An 18,164-nucleotide genomic window follows, 5' to 3' on the forward strand; every position below is an offset into this window, starting at 1 on the left:
TTCGCGAAGGGACGAAGCGCTGAAAACGGTAGGGTTACGGTGCGCGGCTGTGAGGTCCTTGCAAGGCAAACGAACACGGAGCAGGTAGACTGCTCGCACCTCATCGTGGCGACGATCTTCCATCCCGCGTTGCACCCGCTTTTTGAGTCGCTGGGGTATGCGGCGGGCTTTGCAGTGTATCGCGGGTTGCGGTCGCGGCAAGGGGACGCTCTCGACGATGAGCGCCGCTGGATGGTGATTGCGGCGGCGGCGGTCGGTGGACTGGTTGGCAGCCGGGTGCTGGGCGTGGCCGAGCAGGCTCCTGCCATGGGGCTTCATCTGGCCATGTTCTTTGCCTCGGGAGGCAAGACCATCGTTGGCGGTCTGCTGGGTGGATGGGCAGGCGTGGAGCTTGCGAAGTTTGCGATGAAGATGAAGCGCCGCACTGGCGACCTCTTTGCGATCCCGCTGTGTGTTGGCATCGCGGTGGGGCGGCTGGGCTGCTTCTTCGCCGGGCTTGCCGACGATACGTATGGCACACCGACGTCGCTGCCGTGGGGCGTGAACTTTGGCGATGGTGCGCGGCGTCATCCTACGCAGCTGTATGAGTTTTTTTCCCTCGCCATCCTCGCTGCGGTTCTGTGGTGGATGAAGCGGAGGCCGCATCGTGAGGGGCAGCTCTTCCGCATCTTCATGGCAGCCTATCTTGCGTGGAGGCTGGCGATTGATTTCATTAAGCCGCAGCCGCTGATTGGTGGGATGAATGTCATCCAGTGGGCGTGTGCTGCGGGGATTTGCGTGATCGCGTGCGGCGCAATTCGAACCGGGGTGTGGCGGCTTCGCGCTGAGGATACGGCGCGAGCCGGAGGAACGTGAGCATGGCAGACGGAAGACGAACGTGGGGCGCGAAGATCCTGGTAGCGGCGGCGTTATCTCTGCTGCTGAGCTTTGGAATGTGCGGAGCAGCGCTGCTCAATCCGGCGAAGACGGAGAGCGCCCGCGGGTATCTATTTGTGGCGGGTATCGCTTGCCTCGGACTGGTTGCGGTGCTGGTGATCGTGGGGATGATTGTGCTCATCGTGGAATCGCAGCGAAACTCGGAGTAGGTGAGCCATGTTCGATCAGTTTCAAAACCGTAACAACCGCCCCGGCGAACCTCGCTGGATTGGACCGAAGATTCTTGCAGGCGCGGCGGTCGGGTTGCTGGTCGCTGCGGGCTTGTGTGGTGCGGGATCGTTGCAGGGGCGCGGCAACGAGGAGTTCGGCGGCCCAATGAGCATGATCGGCTTCGGGGTCTTCCTGTTGACGGTGGTGGTGCTGCTCATCGGGGGCCTGGTGTTTGTGGTGGAGTTGATTCTCAGCGCAAGGCGAAGGGGCTAAACATCGATGGCAAAGACACGGGACTATCTCTTCTACGACACGGCAGTCTCGTTGTGCACCACGTGCTTTCAGCGTGTGGACGCAAAGATCGTCTTTGAGGACGGCAACGTCTGGATGCTGAAGCGCTGTCCGCAGCATGGGTTCGAGCGTGTGCTGATGGCGGATGATGTGGATTACTATCGCCGCTGCCGCGAGCTGTTTCTGAAGAAGCCGGAGATGCCTCAGCAGTACAACACTCCCATCAAGTATGGCTGTCCGTATGACTGCGGTCTGTGCCCGGACCATGAGCAGCACTCGTGCCTGACGCTGATCGAGATCTGCGATGCCTGCAACCTGAATTGCCCGGTCTGCTACGCGGAGAGCGGAACGCATCGCACCACCTTCCGCACGATGGAAGAGATCGAGCGGATGCTCGACGCTGTGGTGCGCAACGAGATGGAGCCGGACGTGGTGCAGATCTCAGGCGGCGAGCCAACGATCCATCCGCAGTTCTTCGAGGTACTCGACGCAGCGAAGAAGCGGCCCATCAAGCACCTGATGGTGAACACGAACGGTGTGCGCATCGCCACGGAAGACGGCTTCGCGGAGCGGTTGGCGGAGTACATGCCGCACCTGGAACTCTATCTGCAGTTCGACTCGCTGGGGCGAGAAGCGTTGATGCAGCTGCGGGGGGCGGACCTGCGCAGTGTGCGGTTGAAGGCTCTCGAAAGGCTGAACAAACTCAACCTGTCGACGACGCTCGTGGTGACGGTGGAACGTGGCGTCAATGACAACGAGATGGGAGCCATCGTGGACTTCGCGCTGCAGCAGCCCTGTGTTCGCGGCGTGACGTTCCAGCCGGTGCAGCAGGCGGGAAGGCTTGCGGGCTACGATCGCGAGCAGCACCGGCTAACGTTGAGTGAGGTGAGGCGGCGTATCCTCGAGCAGACGAACGTCTTTCGGCCTGAGGACCTGATCCCGGTGCCGTGTCATCCGGACAGCCTGGCAATGGCGTATGCGATGAAGCTCGAGGGCAAGGTGGTGCCGCTGACGGGGATGATCGAGCCGGATGTGCTGATCAACGCAGGGCGCAACACGATTGTGTACGAGCAGGACGAAGCGATTCGCGGGCACCTGTTCAAGCTCTTCGCGACGAACCACTCGCCGATGTCGCAGGCGAGCACGCTGCGGGAGCTGCTGTGTTGCCTGCCGCAGGTGCTGGCGCCGCGCAAGCTGGGCTACAACAACCTGTTCCGCATCCTGATCGTGCAGTTCATCGATGCGCAGAGCTTCGATCTGCGGTCGATCAAGAAGACGTGTGTGCACATCGCGCATCCGGATGGGAAGCGACTGATACCGTTCGACACGTACAACATGTTCTATCGCGATGAGCTGGAGGAGAAGCGTCTAGGGCCTTTGCGGGAGCGGGTGATGGCGTAGTCGCTGGTGGTCAGTGGCTCAAGGGTGCATCAAAGGGAAGGAAGACCGCGAAGACCGTCCCGTGGTGCGTTGGGCTGGTGCTGGATCGCACACGGAGGCTGCCCTGGTGGCGTTCCATGATGCCAGCGGAGATCCAGAGTCCAAGTCCTGTGCCGGACATTCCCTTGGTGGTGAAGAAGGCCTCGAAGATCCGCTTGAGGGTCATGGCATCGATGCCGCAGCCAGTGTCCGCCACGGTAAGGACGAGGCCTTTGCGTGGCGCGCTGCCATCGCGTCCGGAAGCCCAGTCCGTGGCTTCGCGAGAACGCAGCAGCAGGCGTCCTCCTGTCGGCATGGCGTCGATCGCATTGCTGACGAGGTTGTGGAGCACCTGGCGAATGTCGCCTTCAAAGCAGACGACGCGGCGTTCGGCCCGGCGACGCCTTTCCACACGAATGGCTGAGTGCCGCAGACGGCCTTCGTAAAGGCTTACGACGGTGTTATAGAGATCGTCGGAGTCGACGGCGCGGGGCGCCGAGGGCTGCTTGTGGAAGCGCAGCGTCTGGTTGGCGATGATGGATACCCGCCGCAACTCGCGGTCGGCGATCTCCAGGTATTCGCGGACGACGGGGTTGTTGCTCTCAGACTTCGCGAGAAAAAGCAGGTTGGTGACTGACTCCAGCGGGTTGTTGATCTCGTGGGCGATCGATGCAGCGAGGCGCCCGACCGCGGCGAGCTTTTCTGACTGCATCAATGCGAGGTCGCTCTTCTTCTGGTGCGTGACCTCGATGGTGGCTGTAGCCACGGCGCGGACCTCGCCATCTTCGCCGAATACCGGCGTGTAGTTCGCGGTCCAATGGCGATGCTCCTCCGGCCGACGGGCAAGGGCTCCTTCAAGGGACATATTGAGGATGCGCTCTCCTTCGGCAGCCCGGCGCATGTAGGTAATTCCGGTGGGCACACCTTCGACGAGATCCTCGAAGCGCATGCCAACGGCGCGCTTCGCATCGACATCGAAGATCTCCGCCTGGCGGTCGTTGATTCGCAGCAGGCGCAGGTTCTTCGCGTCGTAAAGGGCCATGCCGATGGGGGCTCCGCGATAGACCGCTTCCGCCTCCTGCCGTTGACGATCGATCTCCCGAGTGGCTGCATCGCGAGCCTCCTCAGCTTTGTGCGCGTCGGTGACATCGCGGTAGTAGAGAGCGATGCCGCCGTCAACGGGGAAGATGTGGATGGTCTCCCAGAGATCGAAGGGCTCGTAATGAAACGCAGGCAGCGTCTGCGGCTTCCGGGAAAACATCACCTCGTGGTATGCCGTTTCGATCAGGCTACCGATGGTGTCGGGATAGAGCTCCCAATGCGTGGGGCCGTTGAGGTCTTCGTCACGCAGGCGGCTGATGCGCCTCGCCTCACGGTTGGCGTAGACGATGCGCCAGTCCCGATCCATGATGACGAGTCCATCCGGAAGCGATTCGGCAAGCTCCATGAGCATGCTGACCGTCTCCGGATGGAGGCTTGTGTTGGCGAGTTCGGGAGGCGGCTTCACGGAACTCCAGGGCAGGCAGTCTGAAATCGGGAGTATTCCATCTCGCCGGGCACCGATCAAACCAGGGTTGAGGACTTTTGATAGGACGCAAAATGTGCCTGAATCGTTGGCCGGGCAACCGGTTATCCGATGGTTCTCTCTGCGTGGTAGTCTGCGGGGCATGTCTGGAAGCTCCCCGATCGATCACCGGCCTGCGTCTTCGTCCCACTCCCAGGAACCCCAACACGAGAATCACGGCCCGGCGCACGGCCGGCACGAACACCACGGTTCGCACGGATCGTCGCATGGAGGAGCAGGGCAGCACTTCGGCGGTTCGCCGTCGCACCAGTCTCCTGAACGTGACGCCCAGGTGGCACACCACTTCGACCTGACGCAGGCTGCCCTGGATGAGATGCACGAGGCAGGGTTCAAGCCCGAGTTTGGCCCTGGCGTCGCGGAGCAGGTCGCAGAGATTCAAGCGCGTCTCGCTACGTTTGAACCGCCGCCGGGTGTGGACGATCTGCGAGGCCAGGGGTGGTCGTCGATTGACAACGATACCTCTCGCGATCTGGATCAGATTGAGTATGCCGAGCGTGTGGACAAGGGTATTCGTCTGCACATTGCTATTGGCGACGTGGCGGATGCGGTTGAGCAGGGAAGTCCCATCGACAAGCATGCGCAAGATCAGACGCAGACGATCTATACCGCGGTGAAGAACTTCCCGATGCTGCCGCTGGAGCTCTCGACCGGGCTCACGAGCCTGAACGAGAACGCCGACCGCTTTGCAGTGATGATGAGCTTTACGGTGACGCCCGAAGGCGAGACGGTGGATGAGGTGATCTCGCGGGCAGTGGTGCGCAACCGCGCGCAGCTGGCGTACTCGCGCGTGGGGCCTTGGCTGGACAAGACGGCTTCCGGCGCCATCGACGCAGACGAACTTTCGCTGCGGTCCGACTCTGCGCGCGAGCATGAGCCTGACCCGACGTTGATTGGTGTGGGCGAGCTGGATCAGAAGCCGGAGCCCACGAGCGGGCCATTGGTCAAGGGCTGGCTTGCGGCTCAGCTCAAGCTGCAGGACGAGGCGGCGCAGTGGCTGCATGCGGCCCGTGTGGCTAAGGGCGCGCTGGAGTTCCACAAGGCGGAGGCCGATCCGGTGGTCGTCGATGGTCGTGTCATCGATGTGCAGGACGCGACGCAGAATCGAGCGATGCTGCTGATCGAAGACCTGATGGTGGCTGCGAATGGCGTGATGGCGCGTGCGCTGCGCAAAGGGGGCCGCTCGGGCCTGCAGCGCGTGGTCGTCGTGCCGCAGCGCTGGGACCGCATCGTATCGCTGGCCAAGGACCGCGGTTTCGATCTGCCGATCAATCCTGACTCACGCGCGTTGAACGATGTGCTGGAGACGCTGCGCAAGCGCGATCCCGATCACTATCCGGATGTCGCCTTGACGGTGATCAAGCTGATGGGGCCAGGGCAGTACATGCTGCTGCGTCCTGATGATGACCCGACGGGGCACTTTGGCCTGGCAGCTCGCGACTACACGCACTCGACGGCGCCCAACCGGCGCTTCCCGGACATTGTGACGCAGCGCGTGCTGCATGCGATGGTCAACAACCAGCCCGCGCCGTATACGGATGATGATCTGACCGCGATTGCCGCGCACTGCAACGTTGCGGACAAGGCGCTGCACAAGATCGAACGCAACATGCAAAAGCGTGTTGCGGCGGTGGCGATGGCCGACCGCATCGGCCAGATCTTTGCTGGCGTGGTGACGGGAGCGAGCGATAAGGGTGTGTACGTGCGCGTGATTCGTCCGCCGTTCGAGGGCCGCGTGGTGCATGGCGGCGAAGGACTGGATGTGGGCGACAAGGTGAATGTGAAGCTGATCCACACGGACCCGGAGCATGCGTTTATTGATTTTGCGATGGTGGGGCGTCGGGCGAGTTAGGTCATGTGGCGCAGGAGCGTTGCCGAAAGCCATCCCGCCAAGGCAACGCCTGCAATCTCCCACAGTAGGCAGAGGATTCCTGCGAGCGTGAGTAGCCAGTTCATTCGAGGATTTTTCGGCCCTCGCGCTGCTCGCTCGCAGCGCATGAGAAACGTTTGCACACTCACGATCCAGATGACGCCGATGGTCAATCCGAGGATTGAGGCGACGACATGACCCCACAAGTCGACTCGTCCATGCGCCGCGACACCAAGAGCAATGGTGATCTGGAAGACAAAGAACATCACCTCGAACAGCACAGTGAGGGTCACTTCGAGACTCCTGGATTCGCGTCTTGTCCTCTTGGACGCGAATCCAGGAGTCTCGATAGCTGGTTCTAGAACAGCACCTTCACCCCCAGCTGGATTTGGCGGCTTGTTCCTGCGGTTGAGGTGATGACGCCGGGTGTCCCCAATGCAGTGGCGCTGGAGAAGACGACCTCGTTGGGCAGCGCGAGGTTGGTGTGATTGACCACGTTGAAGAACTCCGCGCGAAACTCTGCTCGTGTGCCTTCGATGATGCGAGTGGATTTGAGCAGGGAGAGGTCCCAGTCCGCATAGCCGGGGCCGACGAGGGAGTCACGTGAGGCGTTGCCAACGTAGCCGGTGGCTGGCGCAAGGAACGCTGCGGAGTTGAAGTACTGTGCGACGCGCTGCGAGGTGCTGCCACCGGGGTAGAGCTTGCCGTTGAAGTTCGGGTTCACGTCGGGGCGTACGGGGTTGCGCGAATCGCCGCTGTTGGTGGGGTTATAGCCGAGCTGCGGAGAGAACGGGAAGCCTGAGTTGAGGCTTGCGATGGTGGAGAGCGACCAGCCGTCGATGAGGGAAGATTCGAGATGCGAGATGCGAGATACGGAAAAGACTTCTCGTAGGGGAATGTTCCAGGTTGCATTGATGGAGGCGGTGTTGCGGAGGTCGGTGGCGGCGCGGCCGTAGTCGAGATGCGGGAGCTGCGGCACGGAGACGAACGCTGGTGTGTTGGCTGAGACCGAGGTGTTCCAGGCCGAGCCATCATCGAGGTTCTTCGACCAGGTGTAGTTGCCGCGCAGTTGGAGACCATGCGCGAGCTGCTGGCGAAGATCGACGACCAGCGCGTTGTAGTTACCCGAACCGCCAGACCACCACGAGGTCGTGTTGGCGAGCGCGGGGTTGGCCTTGGGGTTGTTGGTCTGGGGATAGAAGACGCGGCCATTGACCAGCGTGAAGGCGGGTTCGTTGAGATCGCCGGAGAGGATCTGGTGGTAGCTGTGCGAGCCGTCATAGCCTACGGTCAGTGAGGTGTGCGGAGCGATCTGTTGCTCGAGCTTCAGCGCATAGGCGATGAGCGCGGGCGTGCGGATGTCGGTCGCAACTGTTGAAGGCGAGATGGCCTTGCTGCCACTCAGCGGCGAAGCGATGGTGCCGCCGGTGTAGGTGTAGACGGTGTTGTAGGGCGCGGCCTGATCGAGGCGATAGTCGAGCGCGTCCAGCAGGGAATGATGTAGACCACCGGAGGCGCGGATACTCGTGCGGCCGTTGCCGAAGACATCCCAGGCTACGCCGAGGCGCGGCTCTACGAGCAGCAGAGCATGGTTGTCGGTGATGGCATTCGAGACGACGGTGGGGTTGGTGCTGATGACGCCGGCAGGGCTTCCATTGCTGCTCGCGCTGAAGGTGTAGATGCCCGCGCGGCCCTGCGATTCGCTCCAGCCTGTCGATGACTCGGTGCGCAGACCGGCGCGCACTTCGAGACGCGGCGCGAGGTGGAAGGTGTCTTCGAGATAGCCCGAGACGAAGAGCGAACGCCAGCCCAGCGGCGTGACCTGCGGTGCATAGGTGAAGGTCTTGATGGTGCCCGCGAGGAAGGTTGCGAGCGAAGCGAACGAGGCCTGCCCGTATTGATCCTGCGCGAGGTTGTCGTTGGACTGCAGCCTCTGCAGCCACACGCCGCCTTCAATCTGATGACGGCCCAGCGTGTAGAAGATGTGGTCGTCGAAGGTGAAGAGGTTGCGCGTGATGGCGTTGTTGGAGCCGACGTTCGCGCCCGCAGTGGTGATCGCTGAGGCGCCGTTGGATGCCGTGGAACCTGAGATCACGATGGCTCCGGTGGGCAGGCCGGGGATGAAGGTGGGCGTGTTGGCCTGCACGTCGGCGGGCACGGAGCCGAGGAAGAGGAAGCTGGCTCGCGAGTATCCGAAGCGGGCCGTGTTCAGCAGGCGCGGGGAGAAGACATGCTGCTCCTGCGCGCTGAGGACCTGCTCACGCAACCGCTCGTCGACGACGGAGTAGGGATCGGATGAGGGGGTGTGCGCAGTGGAATCATCGACGGTGTAGACGGCGAAGAAGAGGTCGTTGGGCGTGAGGTTTGCGTCGAAGCGCGTGGTGCCGAAGTCTTCGCGGATGTGCTGTGGGCTGGTGCCGATCCATTCGCTGATGCCGGGCTGCACATCGGTGGCGATGTTCTGCACGGGCCAGAGGTTGAGGTATGGCTTGACCGAGGCCACGGCGGCGGCGCGGGATGCGTTGTCTGGCACCAGCGTCACCAGCGAGAGGCCGAGGTTCTGGCGGTAGCCCTCGTAGTTGCCGAAGAGGAAGTACTTGTCCCTGCGCAGTGGGCCGCCGAGAGAAGCGCCGTAATCATTGCGCTGGAACTCGGGGATGCGTGCCGCGTCGAAGTAGTTGCGCGCGTCGAAGAAGCTGTTGCGCAGGAACTCATACGCGGAGCCATGCACGTGGTTGGTGCCCTGCTGCGTCACGATGGAGATCTGCGCGCCATCGCGCTTGCCGTAGCTGGCCGAGTAGGTGTCGCTGACGACGTTGAACTCGTGGATGCCATCGATGCCGAGGAGCTGGCCCGAGGTGCCACCGGGAGTGACGTTGATGAGCGAAGCTCCGGTGTACTCGACACCGTTGAGCAGGTAGAGATTGTCCTGCGGGCGGCGGCCTGAGACGGAGAACATGCTGCCGACGGAGCTGTTCGAGGAGCCTGTGCCACCGGAGCGCTGGTTGGTGTAGTTGACGGTGCCGGGGTTCAGCAGGATGAGCTGATCGTAGCTGCGGCCGTTGAGCGGGAGCTCCTTGACCTGGCGCGAGTCGACGAGGCCGGAGCTTTGTTCGGTGGAGGTGTTGACCGGGCTGAGGTCATTGCCATCGACGGTGATGGAGGCTGCGCCGGCGGGATGCAGTGCAAGCGTGAGCGGCAACGATTCGCCCACCGTCAGCACGATGTCTTTGCGCTCATAGTGCGCGAAGCCCTGTACGTCGGTCGAGACGTTGTACGGGCCGACGGGGATGGAGGGCGCGATGAACGATCCCGAACCATTGGTCTTGAGAATGCGCTGGGTGCCGGTGTCTTCGTTGCGCACGATGACGGTGGCGTTGGGGATCACGGCGCCGGAGGAGTCGGTGACGACGCCGGAGATGGTGCCTCCGACGACCTGGGCGTGGGCGATTGGTGCGAGTAGAAGAGACGCCGCAGCTGCAAGGTACGCAAGCGATCGATGTCGAACGCGTGCTGAAGGCGCATTTGAGGATGCGTACGAAACTGGCGAGGCGGACAAGTGCTTCATTGGATCTCCGGAAGGGTGTGCAGCTCCGCGCTTGCACGCATTCTCTTCGCAGGACTACAGCTCTACGGCACGAAGGGCGCACGAGTTCGCGGATCGGTTTCCCGAGGTAGCTGCTTAGGGTTGTTGGGGGGAGTGAGTGCGGGGTGCGCTTACGTCAGCGAATGACTAGCGGCGACAACAACCTGTAACGGAGCTACAGGTGGAACCGGTGCCTGCGGCAAGGCGGCGCATCGCAGAGCGGCGGCCACGAATTGTCATGAAGGCGACGAGGGCGGCGAGGAAGACGCCGAGAACAATCATCGCGAGCGTGGCCAGGTCACCGGCTTCGCTCGTGAGGAATACCATCAGCAGCGCAGGGAGTGCATGCATCATGGTCTGCCTCCATGATAGCCAAAAAATACCAGCGCGAGCGTCACCAAAGCGATAAAGATCTCTCCCAGCACGCCTACCAATATTGGCCGCCAGCCCTGATTGACGAGGTCCTTGAGCTGGGTTCGGAGGCCGACCCCGGCAAATGCGGGAAGAAAGGCCCACTTGGAGAGGTTGGCGAGGGAGGTGAGCTGGCCTGCGGAGAAGAAGCCGGCGGTGGCCAGGACCGAGATCGCCATGAAGCCCAGGATGAACTTGGGGAACTTCTGCCACAGGAAAAGTGGTTTATTTTCAACGCGGGCGGCCTGTCCCTGGGAGGCCCAGTAGACGGCGTATCCCAGTACGACAAAACCGATGAAGGCCGAACGGGCGGTCTTGGCGAGGATGGCGAAGCGTCCGGCGACGTCACCGTAGAGCGCGCCGGTGACGGTGGCCTCGGCGGTATTGTCGACGGCGAGGCCGGTCCAGATGCCGTAAGACTGCTGCCCCATGCCGAGGGCGTGGCCGATCATCGGGAAGGTGAAGAGGGCGATGGCGCCGAGGGTGAGGATGGCGGCGATGGCGGTGGAGGTGTCTTCCTCGTCGGGATCGATGGCGCCCTGTGCGGCCATGATGGCGGTGACGCCGCAGATGGAGCTGCCGATGGCGAGCAGCGAGGTGAGCTTGGGCGGCAGCTTGAAAAGCTTGCCCAGCAAGGTCATCACCGTGAGCGAAAGGGCGAGCTCTACGAAGACTAAAGCCAGCGAGAGGCCACCGAGCCGGAGGACATCGGAGAAGACGAACTTGGCGCCGACGAGCACGATGCCCAGCTTGAGCCAAAGCTCATAGGTGGCGATGCCGGGACGGAAGATCTGCGGCACGGTTCCGAGGTTCGAGACGAGCAAGCCCAGGATGATGGCCCACAGCACGTACTCCATGTGCGGGAAGTAGTGGTGATGCGCTTTCATCCAGATGCCGAAGGACTCCATGCCCTTGCCGGCGATGCCGATGCCGAAGAGCAGCGCGGTGCCGGGAAGCAGGCCTGCGAGCTCGCGCGGGCTGGGCACGTGGCGCGTTGGGGTCTTGCTGAGCGGGATGGTTGCGGTCGACAGGATGATCGTCTCGGGTGCTGGTAGGGCGGAAGCGGCTTACCAGCCGATGCGGTGGATGATGTTCAGGCGGATGAGCGCGGCGAGCGAAAGCGCAATGGCGATGGCTGCTGCGTCAGCGTTGAAGATGAGCTTGTGGGAGGCGGCCTTGGCGGTCTTTACCGGGTGAACCATGAGGATCTCCTCGTGCTGCAACTTGCGTTGTTGTGAAGGGGAAGGTGCGGCGAGGGCTCCAGAAGCACAAAACCCGCGCTGCCTTTCGGCTGTTGCGCGGGTGCTTTTGGAGGCTTGCGAGTCGGCTTGGGAGCGGACCTTAGAGCGTACAAACACCGGCGCGACAGCGCAGCATGCAACAACACATGCAACAGGTCGCGGAGGTGTGAGACAGCTTCATCAGGTTTGAGCCTATCGGGCGGGATTCTCTATGTCAAGAAACCCGCACCGAAATTGGATGCATGCTGCGCCCTCGGCGACGCAGCGAGTTCACCTTATCGGCCACGTGTTTCCGCATGTTGAACGCGAGGCCATGCTGCGATGGTGGTCTTGAGAGGGATTGCGAAGCGCTGACGTACACTCATTCGCGGAGCGGGCCTGGGTCGACCAGGAGCTTGCGAAAGGCAGATACGGCATGTGGATCGCGCGTTGGCAGAGGGCTGGAGTACTGACGGGGATGATGTTCGGGTGCGTATCTCTCGCGCTGGCGCAGGGCGATCCGGCGCGGGCCTTCGATCCCGCGATCGCAGCGACGCGCAGACCGGGTACCGCGATTCGCGTGGACCTGGTGGGCGACTCCACGCAGACGCAGAACGCGGGCTATGGCCGGGGCTTCTGCGCCAACCTCTCCGCTAAGGTCGACTGCCTCGACATGGCCAAGGGCGGCGCGAGCACCAAGACCTTCCGCGCCGATGGCCTGTGGGCCCGGGTGCTCGCCACAAAGCCGGATTACATCCTGATCCAGTTCGGGCACAACGATGCAGTGTCGCCAGAACATCTTCCGCGGCAGGTGCCGCTTCCGGACTACATCGACAACCTGAAGCGCTATGTGGGGGAGGCGCGCGCGGCGCACATCACGCCGGTGCTGGTGACTCCGTTGACGCGCCGCTACTTTGAAGCGGACGGCAAGATTCACTCCGACCTGACGGCGTACAGCGATGGCATGCGCGGGGTGGCGAAGGAGATGCATGTCCCGCTGATCGAGTTGCAGAACGAGAGCATTGCGTATCTCGACAAGGTGGGCGAAGCTGAGGGCAACAAGCTCGGCATCACGAAGAAGGATGCGGACGGAAAGACGATCTTCGACAAGACGCACCTGAACTGGCAGGGCAGCTACGTCTTCGGCCGCATGGTGGCTGTCGGGCTTGGACATGCGGAGCCGAAGCTCGCGAAGTATGTGCGCAAGGACGCAGCGGCGCTTCCGCCCGAGGGCGTGAAGGCGATGAAGGTCATCAACGGCGGGCCGGTGAAGATCATCCTCATCGGCGACTCGACCGTGGCGAGCGAGGGCGGCTGGGGGCCTGGCTTCTGCGCGGTGATGACGCCCAACGTGACGTGCATCGACGATGGGAAGAACGGGCGCAGCACCAAGAGCTTCTTCGATGAAGGGCTGTGGACGAAGGCCATCGCCGAGCATGGCGACTACTACTTGATCCAGTTTGGCCACAACGATCAGAAGGTGAACAGCCCGAAGGTGTATGCGAGTATCCCGGACTACATCGCGAACCTGAAGCGCATGGTCGCGGAGGTGCGTGCGATCGGCGGCGTGCCGGTGATCGTGACGTCGCTGAGCCGGAGGACGTTTGTCGATGGCAAGGTGAAGGAAGACCTCACCGAGTATGTCGCGGCAGCGCGCAAGGTGGCAGCGGAGGAGGACCTGACCTGCGTCGATCTCAACAGCATGTCGACGAAGCTGCTGAACACGATGACGCAGGAGCAGGCGGATGGATTCGATATGCAGGGGCACCCGGATGCGAAGGCAGAGAACGCAACCAAGGCGCAGCCGGCGCTCGACCGTACGCACCTGAACCCGCATGGGCAGCAGGTGTTTGGGCGCATGGTGGCGAATGATCTCATCCGCACGGCGGTGGAACTGGGGCCGGATGTGGTGGGCAGCAGCGCTTCGCGTTAGCGGGGGTAGCGCTTCGCGTTGGCGTGCTTCGCACGTTAGAGCATTTCTCCTGTTGATGGGGTCCCCGAAAGTGGCGTGCAGCGGCGTTTTCATTGGGGAAAACGCCCATCGGTGTCGAATCTCTGGTCTACACCTACAGGAGAAATGCTCTAGCGAGTCAGCGAGTTAGCATGCACATTGATCGAAGGGATATCTATGGCGGAACCCGATCTGCTTGTGAAGTTGTCCGAGTGGTACGCAGAGCAATGCAACGGCGACTGGGAGCATGGCTCCGGAGTCAGCATTGATACCGTGGACAACCCCGGCTGGCATGTAACGGTCAATCTCCGCGAAACCGCGCTTGAACACGTCTCTTTCGAGCCTATTGATATTGCCAATGGCGACTCGGATTGGATGTTTTGTTTCAAGCGGGATAACGAGTTCCATGGTGCTGGCGATCCTGCCAAACTTCATTCAATCGTCGAGCACTTTCTGAAATTCGCGGGCAAGCTGTAAGTCCAGCGCTTCGCGTTAGTCGTCGGGGTGCAGCAGCTCTTCGGCGATCTCTTCGACGCGCTCCAGCGTGATGCCTTCGCGCTGTTCGCGGGCCAGCGGGTGGTCCGCATCCTTGACGAAGAAGTGCGGGCGGCGGCCCACGATCTGCGTCTGCACATCGACCTGAAGGTTGAGGGTGTTGCCGAAGACGGGGATGATCGAGTTGAGATAGCCGGGGAAGGCGGGCTCGAACTCGCGGCCGGGAGCGTTCCACATCTCCTGCGTGCGGAGGAAGTTCTTGGGGCTCACCTCGGCCCACACGCCCCAGATGAAGGGCTCGTCCGAGCCGTGCACCGGAACGAGAATGCGGCCGCGCAGGAAGAGGTCGCGCTGGTCGAGGACGCACTGATCCTTGGTGACGATGACGCGCGATTCGATCTCGGCGGGCGGAACGTTCGCGACGGCGAGTGGGGCCTGGAAGCTGTAGCTGAAGGGAAGGTCGTGGCGCTCGCCACAGACGCGGCAGACAAAGCCGCGGAGTACATCAGTTGCCATGCCGCTATTGTTTCATGCTAGGCAGCGCGGTTCCACACTTGCACCGCGCGCCGGAGGCTCGCTGGGCAAGCGGCTGTTCCGAGGCCTGGATGTCCAGAGCGAGATGCTCCGGCGAGTAGTGCAAAGGCACACCGTGCGCCTTGAGAAGGGCATGAACCTGCATCCGGGTTCCGTAGCCCAGCATGCGGCGTATCTGGGACTCGGTCAGCTTTTGGGTACGGTATGCATCGATCGCGATGGCTTCTAAAGCGACACGCGTGGGATCCTTGCCGGCGAGATAGCTCTCGGCGACTTCGTCCGGGATGGTGAGCGTCACCTGCATGGGGCTAGGGTAGCACTTTGGCGCGTGGCGGGGGGCTACTACCCATGTCTAAGAGTAGACACATGGGCAGCAGCCAATCTCATACGGCTTATGCAATCGCCGCTGCGACGAGTGCCTTGGCCTCTTCCTGAATCTTCTTCAGGTGGTCGGCGCCGAGGAAGCTCTCGGCGTAGATCTTGTAGACGTCTTCGGTGCCGGAGGGGCGGGCGGCGAACCAGCCGTTTTCCGTGGCTACCTTGAGGCCTCCGATAGGGGCGTGGTTGCCGGGAGCTTCTGTGAGGATGGCGGTGATGGGCTCGCCGGCGAGTTCCTTGGCGGTGACCTGCGCGGCGGAGAGCTTTGCAAGCTTGGCCTTCTGCTCCTTGGTGGCTTCGGCGTCGATGCGCTGATACACGGGGTTGCCGTAGCGGGCGGTGATGTCGGCATAGAGCAGGCCGGGGTCCTTGCCTGTCACGGCGGTCATCTCTGCCGCGAGCAGGCCGGGGATGAGGCCATCCTTGTCGGTGGTCCACACCTGGCCGTTGCGGCGCAGGAAGGTCGCGCCCGCGCTCTCTTCGCCGACGAATCCGAGGGTGCCGCCGATGAGACCATCGACGAACCACTTGAAGCCTACGGGCACCTCGAGCATGGGGCGGTTGAGGCCCTTGGCCACGCGATCGATGATGGAGGAGCTGACGAGGGTCTTGCCGATGCCGACCTTGTCGGACCAGCCGGGACGATGCGTGAAGAGGTACTCGATGCAGACGGCGAGGTAGTGGTTGGGATTGAGCAGGCCTGTGCTCGCGGTGACGATGCCATGGCGATCGTGGTCGGTATCGCAGGCCCATGCTACGTCGTACTTGGCTTTATTCGAAATCATGGATGCCATGGCGTACGGCGAGCTGCAATCCATGCGGATGCGCGAGTCCCAGTCGAGCGTCATGAAACGGAAGGTGGGATCGACGTAGGGGTTCAGCACCTCAAGGTCGAGACCCATCTGCGTGAAGAGGTCAGCGATGCGCGGCCAGTAGGCCACGCCCGCGCCTCCGAGCGGATCGACCGCATACTTCAGCTTCGAGCCCTTCAGCGCTTCGAGATCGATGATGTTGGAGAGATCGCCCACGTAGGCGCTGATGTAGTCGTAGCGCTGTGTGGTGTCGGCCTTGAGGGCCTTGGCGTAGGAGAGGCGCTTGACGCCCTGGAGCTTTGCTGCGATCAGCTCATTGGCGCGGTTCTCAATCCACTTGGTCGCAGTCGTATCGGCGGGGCCGCCCGATGGTGGGTTGTACTTGAAGCCGCCATCGTCGGGAGGATTGTGCGAGGGCGTGATGACGATGCCGTCGGCGAGCGGCTTGCCTGCGTTGGTCGCGTTGTAGGTGAGGATGGCGTGCGAGAGCGCAGGCGTGGGCGTATAGCCGAGGTCCTTGTCGATGAAGACCGTGACCTCATTCGCAGCAAGCACCTCGAGTGCAGTGACGAAGGCGGGCTCAGAGAGCGCGTGGGTGTCCATCGCGAGGAAGAGCGGGCCGGTGGTGTCCTGCTCGGCGCGATACTCGCAGATGGCCTGGGTGATGCCGAGGATGTGCGCGTAGTTGAAGCTGGAGTGCAGCGACGATCCGCGATGACCCGAGGTGCCGAAGCTCACACGCTCCGCGGGGTTGGCCGGATCGGGATGGTTCGCGTAGTAGGCGGTCACCAGCCGGGGAAGGTTCGTGAGCTTGTCCGGCGAGGCGAGGTGGCCGGGGGTATTCAGCAGCGGGTCGTTGAGCGTATCGATCGACATGGGGGAAGGGTAATACACCTCGTGGAGTTTGGCAGCCAATCGTGGGGGACGAAGGCGCTGCGCCATGAGATGCTTCCCCATGTCGGAGGGATCAGAGCACTGCGACCCGTCGCGTGTTGCGGATCCGATAGAACCCGTAGCCCAGAGCGTTGAGCGCGAGGGTTGTGAGCACGATCTTGATCGCGAAGACCATCGGGTTGGGGACGTCGAGGAAGGGGTAGGCCTGCAGGCAGACGGCGAAGACCATCGCCACGACGCCGGGGATCATGACCCACTTGACCCATCGGGGGATCTGGCTGCGGATCGCGATCGCGCCGGCGATGGGGATGAGGAACATTGCGACGTAGGCCAGCGAGTAGCAGGCGTTGGACGCGTTGTTGAGCAGGGCGAAGGCCTCCGACGCGTGGGAGCCCGCGTAGCTGAGCAGAAGCAGTCCTGCGACGGCGAAGGCTCCCACGAGGATCGCATTCGAGGGCGTGCGGAAGCGGGGATGCAGATGTGCGAGCCAGCCGGGGACGAGGTGGTCCCAGCCAGCGGTCATGGGCAGGCGGGTGACCCCGGCGAACATGAAGTTGGCTGCGCCGAGGATGCGAATCTGCAGCAGCAGGATGGCGAGCCGCGAGAGCAACGAGCCGACACCGTGGTCGCCGAAGGCCAGCATCAGGGTCTGCGGGATAGGCGCGACGAAGTTGATGGCTGTTCCGGTGTACTCGTGGAAGGCGAGGACTGACGATGTGCCCAGCACGAACATCGCGATGATGATGGGCGAAGCCAGGACTACCGAGCGGCTGATGTTGCGCTGAGGATGGTGTGTCTCGCCGGCGAGGATCGCCAGGTACTCCAGGCCGCTGGAGGCGATCAGCGTCTGGCTGATCAGCGCGAGGTTGGTAGCCGTCGCAGCGGGCAGGTGCAGCTCCACCGGATGGTAGGGCATCGGCACGCCGTGCAGCTTGACCCAGATGGGAGCGGCGATCAGCAGAGCGAAGGCGAGGATCATCGCTGCCGAAGAGAGGTTGTGGATCCACTTGCCGAGACCGAGGCCGAGCAGAGCTGCGACGGCCATGACGACGACGATCAGCATCAGCGCAGTGAGAACGACCGCGTGATTCTCCGGCAGCCACGCCATCCTCCTGCCGACCATGAAGGCAAACTCGCTGGGCAGCTGCGAGAAGATCGTCGCGATATCCAGCAGGGCGTAGGTCCAGACGTTCCATGCCACCAGAAAGCCGATGGTGTCACCAAAGCCGCGCCGGGCCCAGGTATAGAGTCCGCCTTCCAGAGGCATCGCTCGGTTCAGGTAGTACACCGCGACGGCCATGGGCAGATAGAAGCAGGCCATGGAGACCAGCCAGACGAATGTCTGCGCGTGGCCGAGGGCGGCGGCGATGCCGACCCAGGCACTGCCGACGACGGAGAGCACCTGCGCAAAGATGAGGTCGCCGAGGCCAAGCTGGCGGCGCAGGCCATGCTCGGACTGCTCTGACGTCGCTGGGGTGGAGGCTGCTTCCGTTGGAAGGGCAGGCATTGTGAGCCATCGTCTCATGGCGAAGGGGAACCTGGCCGCTGTTCCGAAATGGGAACGCGATTCTGACTTTGGAACTGAGCTGGGCGTCGGGTGAGGGATGACAGGCGACAATTCGGTCAACGAATCAC

17 protein-coding genes are annotated in these 18,164 nt (G+C 62.6%); 7 read left to right on the top strand and 10 right to left on the bottom strand.

What is annotated here, in order from left to right; translation table 11 throughout:
• Positions 1-105: 105 nt before the first annotated feature.
• The 4 genes from C4S68_RS19830 to C4S68_RS19845 are packed head-to-tail and all read left to right on the top strand — an operon-like array spanning position 106 to position 2,778.
• Positions 106-855 carry a prolipoprotein diacylglyceryl transferase gene (locus C4S68_RS19830; protein WP_103935082.1) on the top strand — a complete coding sequence of 250 codons (750 nt, stop codon included), beginning with the start codon at positions 106-108 and terminating at the stop codon, positions 853-855.
• A 2-nt stretch (positions 856-857) separates the two neighbouring features.
• Positions 858-1,085: a hypothetical protein gene (locus tag C4S68_RS19835; protein ID WP_103934869.1), complete on the top strand. Its 228-nt coding sequence runs from the start codon at positions 858-860 to the stop codon at positions 1,083-1,085.
• Between the two features lie 7 nt (positions 1,086-1,092).
• Positions 1,093-1,359, top strand: a complete 267-nt coding sequence (locus C4S68_RS19840) for a hypothetical protein (protein WP_103934870.1) — start codon at positions 1,093-1,095, stop codon at positions 1,357-1,359.
• A 6-nt stretch (positions 1,360-1,365) separates the two neighbouring features.
• Positions 1,366-2,778, top strand: a complete 1,413-nt coding sequence (locus C4S68_RS19845; protein WP_103934871.1) for a radical SAM protein — start codon at positions 1,366-1,368, stop codon at positions 2,776-2,778.
• 10 nt (positions 2,779-2,788) lie between these two features.
• On the opposite strand, the gene C4S68_RS19850 is transcribed toward C4S68_RS19845, so the two are convergent.
• The gene (locus C4S68_RS19850) at positions 2,789-4,303 is read right to left on the bottom strand and encodes a PAS domain-containing protein (protein ID WP_160115256.1); all 1,515 of its coding nucleotides are present in this window, start codon (positions 4,301-4,303) and stop codon (positions 2,789-2,791) included.
• Between the two features lie 160 nt (positions 4,304-4,463).
• Between C4S68_RS19850 and C4S68_RS19855 the strand changes: the two genes are divergently transcribed.
• Positions 4,464-6,230, top strand: a complete 1,767-nt coding sequence (locus C4S68_RS19855) for an RNB domain-containing ribonuclease (protein WP_103934873.1) — start codon at positions 4,464-4,466, stop codon at positions 6,228-6,230.
• On the opposite strand, the gene C4S68_RS19860 is transcribed toward C4S68_RS19855, so the two are convergent.
• The 5 genes from C4S68_RS19860 to C4S68_RS23825 all read right to left on the bottom strand — a co-directional run bounded on the left by C4S68_RS19860 (position 6,227) and on the right by C4S68_RS23825 (position 11,447).
• Complete coding sequence (locus C4S68_RS19860) at positions 6,227-6,541, bottom strand: hypothetical protein (protein WP_103934874.1); 315 nt, start codon at positions 6,539-6,541, stop codon at positions 6,227-6,229. The genes C4S68_RS19855 and C4S68_RS19860 overlap by 4 nt on opposite strands.
• 65 nt (positions 6,542-6,606) lie before the next feature.
• Positions 6,607-9,816, bottom strand: coding sequence for a carboxypeptidase-like regulatory domain-containing protein (locus C4S68_RS19865; RefSeq protein WP_103934875.1), 3,210 nt, complete (start codon positions 9,814-9,816; stop codon positions 6,607-6,609).
• A gap of 165 nt (positions 9,817-9,981) precedes the next feature.
• Positions 9,982-10,188, bottom strand: coding sequence for a hypothetical protein (locus C4S68_RS19870; RefSeq protein ID WP_103934876.1), 207 nt, complete (start codon positions 10,186-10,188; stop codon positions 9,982-9,984).
• A complete protein-coding gene (locus C4S68_RS19875; protein ID WP_235011737.1) occupies positions 10,185-11,231 on the bottom strand; it encodes a YeiH family protein in 1,047 nt (348 codons plus the stop codon). Before C4S68_RS19875 ends, C4S68_RS19870 begins: the two co-directional genes overlap by 4 nt.
• Before the next feature lie 81 nt (positions 11,232-11,312).
• Positions 11,313-11,447 carry a hypothetical protein gene (locus C4S68_RS23825; protein WP_268807308.1) on the bottom strand — a complete coding sequence of 45 codons (135 nt, stop codon included), beginning with the start codon at positions 11,445-11,447 and terminating at the stop codon, positions 11,313-11,315.
• A gap of 496 nt (positions 11,448-11,943) precedes the next feature.
• On the opposite strand from C4S68_RS23825, the gene C4S68_RS19880 reads away from it, so the two are divergent.
• The gene (locus C4S68_RS19880; protein ID WP_103934877.1) at positions 11,944-13,398 is read left to right on the top strand and encodes a GDSL-type esterase/lipase family protein; all 1,455 of its coding nucleotides are present in this window, start codon (positions 11,944-11,946) and stop codon (positions 13,396-13,398) included.
• Between the two features lie 195 nt (positions 13,399-13,593).
• Positions 13,594-13,893: an immunity 53 family protein gene (locus C4S68_RS19885; protein ID WP_103934878.1), complete on the top strand. Its 300-nt coding sequence runs from the start codon at positions 13,594-13,596 to the stop codon at positions 13,891-13,893.
• 15 nt (positions 13,894-13,908) lie between these two features.
• Here C4S68_RS19885 and C4S68_RS19890 read toward each other — a convergent pair whose 3' ends face one another.
• The 4 genes from C4S68_RS19890 to C4S68_RS19905 form a co-directional block, all read right to left on the bottom strand.
• The gene (locus C4S68_RS19890) at positions 13,909-14,427 is read right to left on the bottom strand and encodes a DUF2199 domain-containing protein (protein ID WP_103934879.1); all 519 of its coding nucleotides are present in this window, start codon (positions 14,425-14,427) and stop codon (positions 13,909-13,911) included.
• Positions 14,428-14,431: 4 nt separating this feature from the next.
• Positions 14,432-14,749, bottom strand: coding sequence for a UPF0175 family protein (locus C4S68_RS19895; RefSeq protein WP_103934880.1), 318 nt, complete (start codon positions 14,747-14,749; stop codon positions 14,432-14,434).
• A gap of 88 nt (positions 14,750-14,837) precedes the next feature.
• Entirely contained in the window at positions 14,838-16,577 is a 1,740-nt protein-coding gene (gene pgm, locus C4S68_RS19900; protein WP_327333893.1) for a phosphoglucomutase (alpha-D-glucose-1,6-bisphosphate-dependent), read from the bottom strand.
• 25 nt (positions 16,578-16,602) lie between these two features.
• Complete coding sequence (locus C4S68_RS19905; RefSeq protein ID WP_103934882.1) at positions 16,603-18,036, bottom strand: APC family permease; 1,434 nt, start codon at positions 18,034-18,036, stop codon at positions 16,603-16,605.
• Positions 18,037-18,164 lie beyond the last annotated feature (128 nt).

The organism is Bryocella elongata, assembly GCF_900108185.1.
In the GTDB taxonomy this organism is placed as follows: domain Bacteria; phylum Acidobacteriota; class Terriglobia; order Terriglobales; family Acidobacteriaceae; genus Granulicella; species Granulicella elongata.

Bases quoted from the DNA above. Each gene is read 5' to 3' on its own strand.
- C4S68_RS19905 (WP_103934882.1), bottom strand. From the start codon at position 18,036: ATGCCTGCCCTTCCAACGGAAGCAGCCTCCACCCCAGCGACGTCAGAG.
- C4S68_RS19865 (WP_103934875.1), bottom strand. From the start codon at position 9,816: ATGAAGCACTTGTCCGCCTCGCCAGTTTCGTACGCATCCTCAAATGCG.
- C4S68_RS19845 (WP_103934871.1), top strand. From the start codon at position 1,366: ATGGCAAAGACACGGGACTATCTCTTCTACGACACGGCAGTCTCGTTG.
- C4S68_RS19895 (WP_103934880.1), bottom strand. From the start codon at position 14,749: ATGCAGGTGACGCTCACCATCCCGGACGAAGTCGCCGAGAGCTATCTC.
- C4S68_RS19835 (WP_103934869.1), top strand. From the start codon at position 858: ATGGCAGACGGAAGACGAACGTGGGGCGCGAAGATCCTGGTAGCGGCG.
- C4S68_RS23825 (WP_268807308.1), bottom strand. From the start codon at position 11,447: ATGGTTCACCCGGTAAAGACCGCCAAGGCCGCCTCCCACAAGCTCATC.
- pgm (WP_327333893.1), bottom strand. From the start codon at position 16,577: ATGGCGCAGCGCCTTCGTCCCCCACGATTGGCTGCCAAACTCCACGAG.
- C4S68_RS19890 (WP_103934879.1), bottom strand. From the start codon at position 14,427: ATGGCAACTGATGTACTCCGCGGCTTTGTCTGCCGCGTCTGTGGCGAG.
- C4S68_RS19855 (WP_103934873.1), top strand. From the start codon at position 4,464: ATGTCTGGAAGCTCCCCGATCGATCACCGGCCTGCGTCTTCGTCCCAC.
- C4S68_RS19880 (WP_103934877.1), top strand. From the start codon at position 11,944: ATGATGTTCGGGTGCGTATCTCTCGCGCTGGCGCAGGGCGATCCGGCG.
- C4S68_RS19870 (WP_103934876.1), bottom strand. From the start codon at position 10,188: ATGATGCATGCACTCCCTGCGCTGCTGATGGTATTCCTCACGAGCGAA.
- C4S68_RS19840 (WP_103934870.1), top strand. From the start codon at position 1,093: ATGTTCGATCAGTTTCAAAACCGTAACAACCGCCCCGGCGAACCTCGC.
- C4S68_RS19885 (WP_103934878.1), top strand. From the start codon at position 13,594: ATGGCGGAACCCGATCTGCTTGTGAAGTTGTCCGAGTGGTACGCAGAG.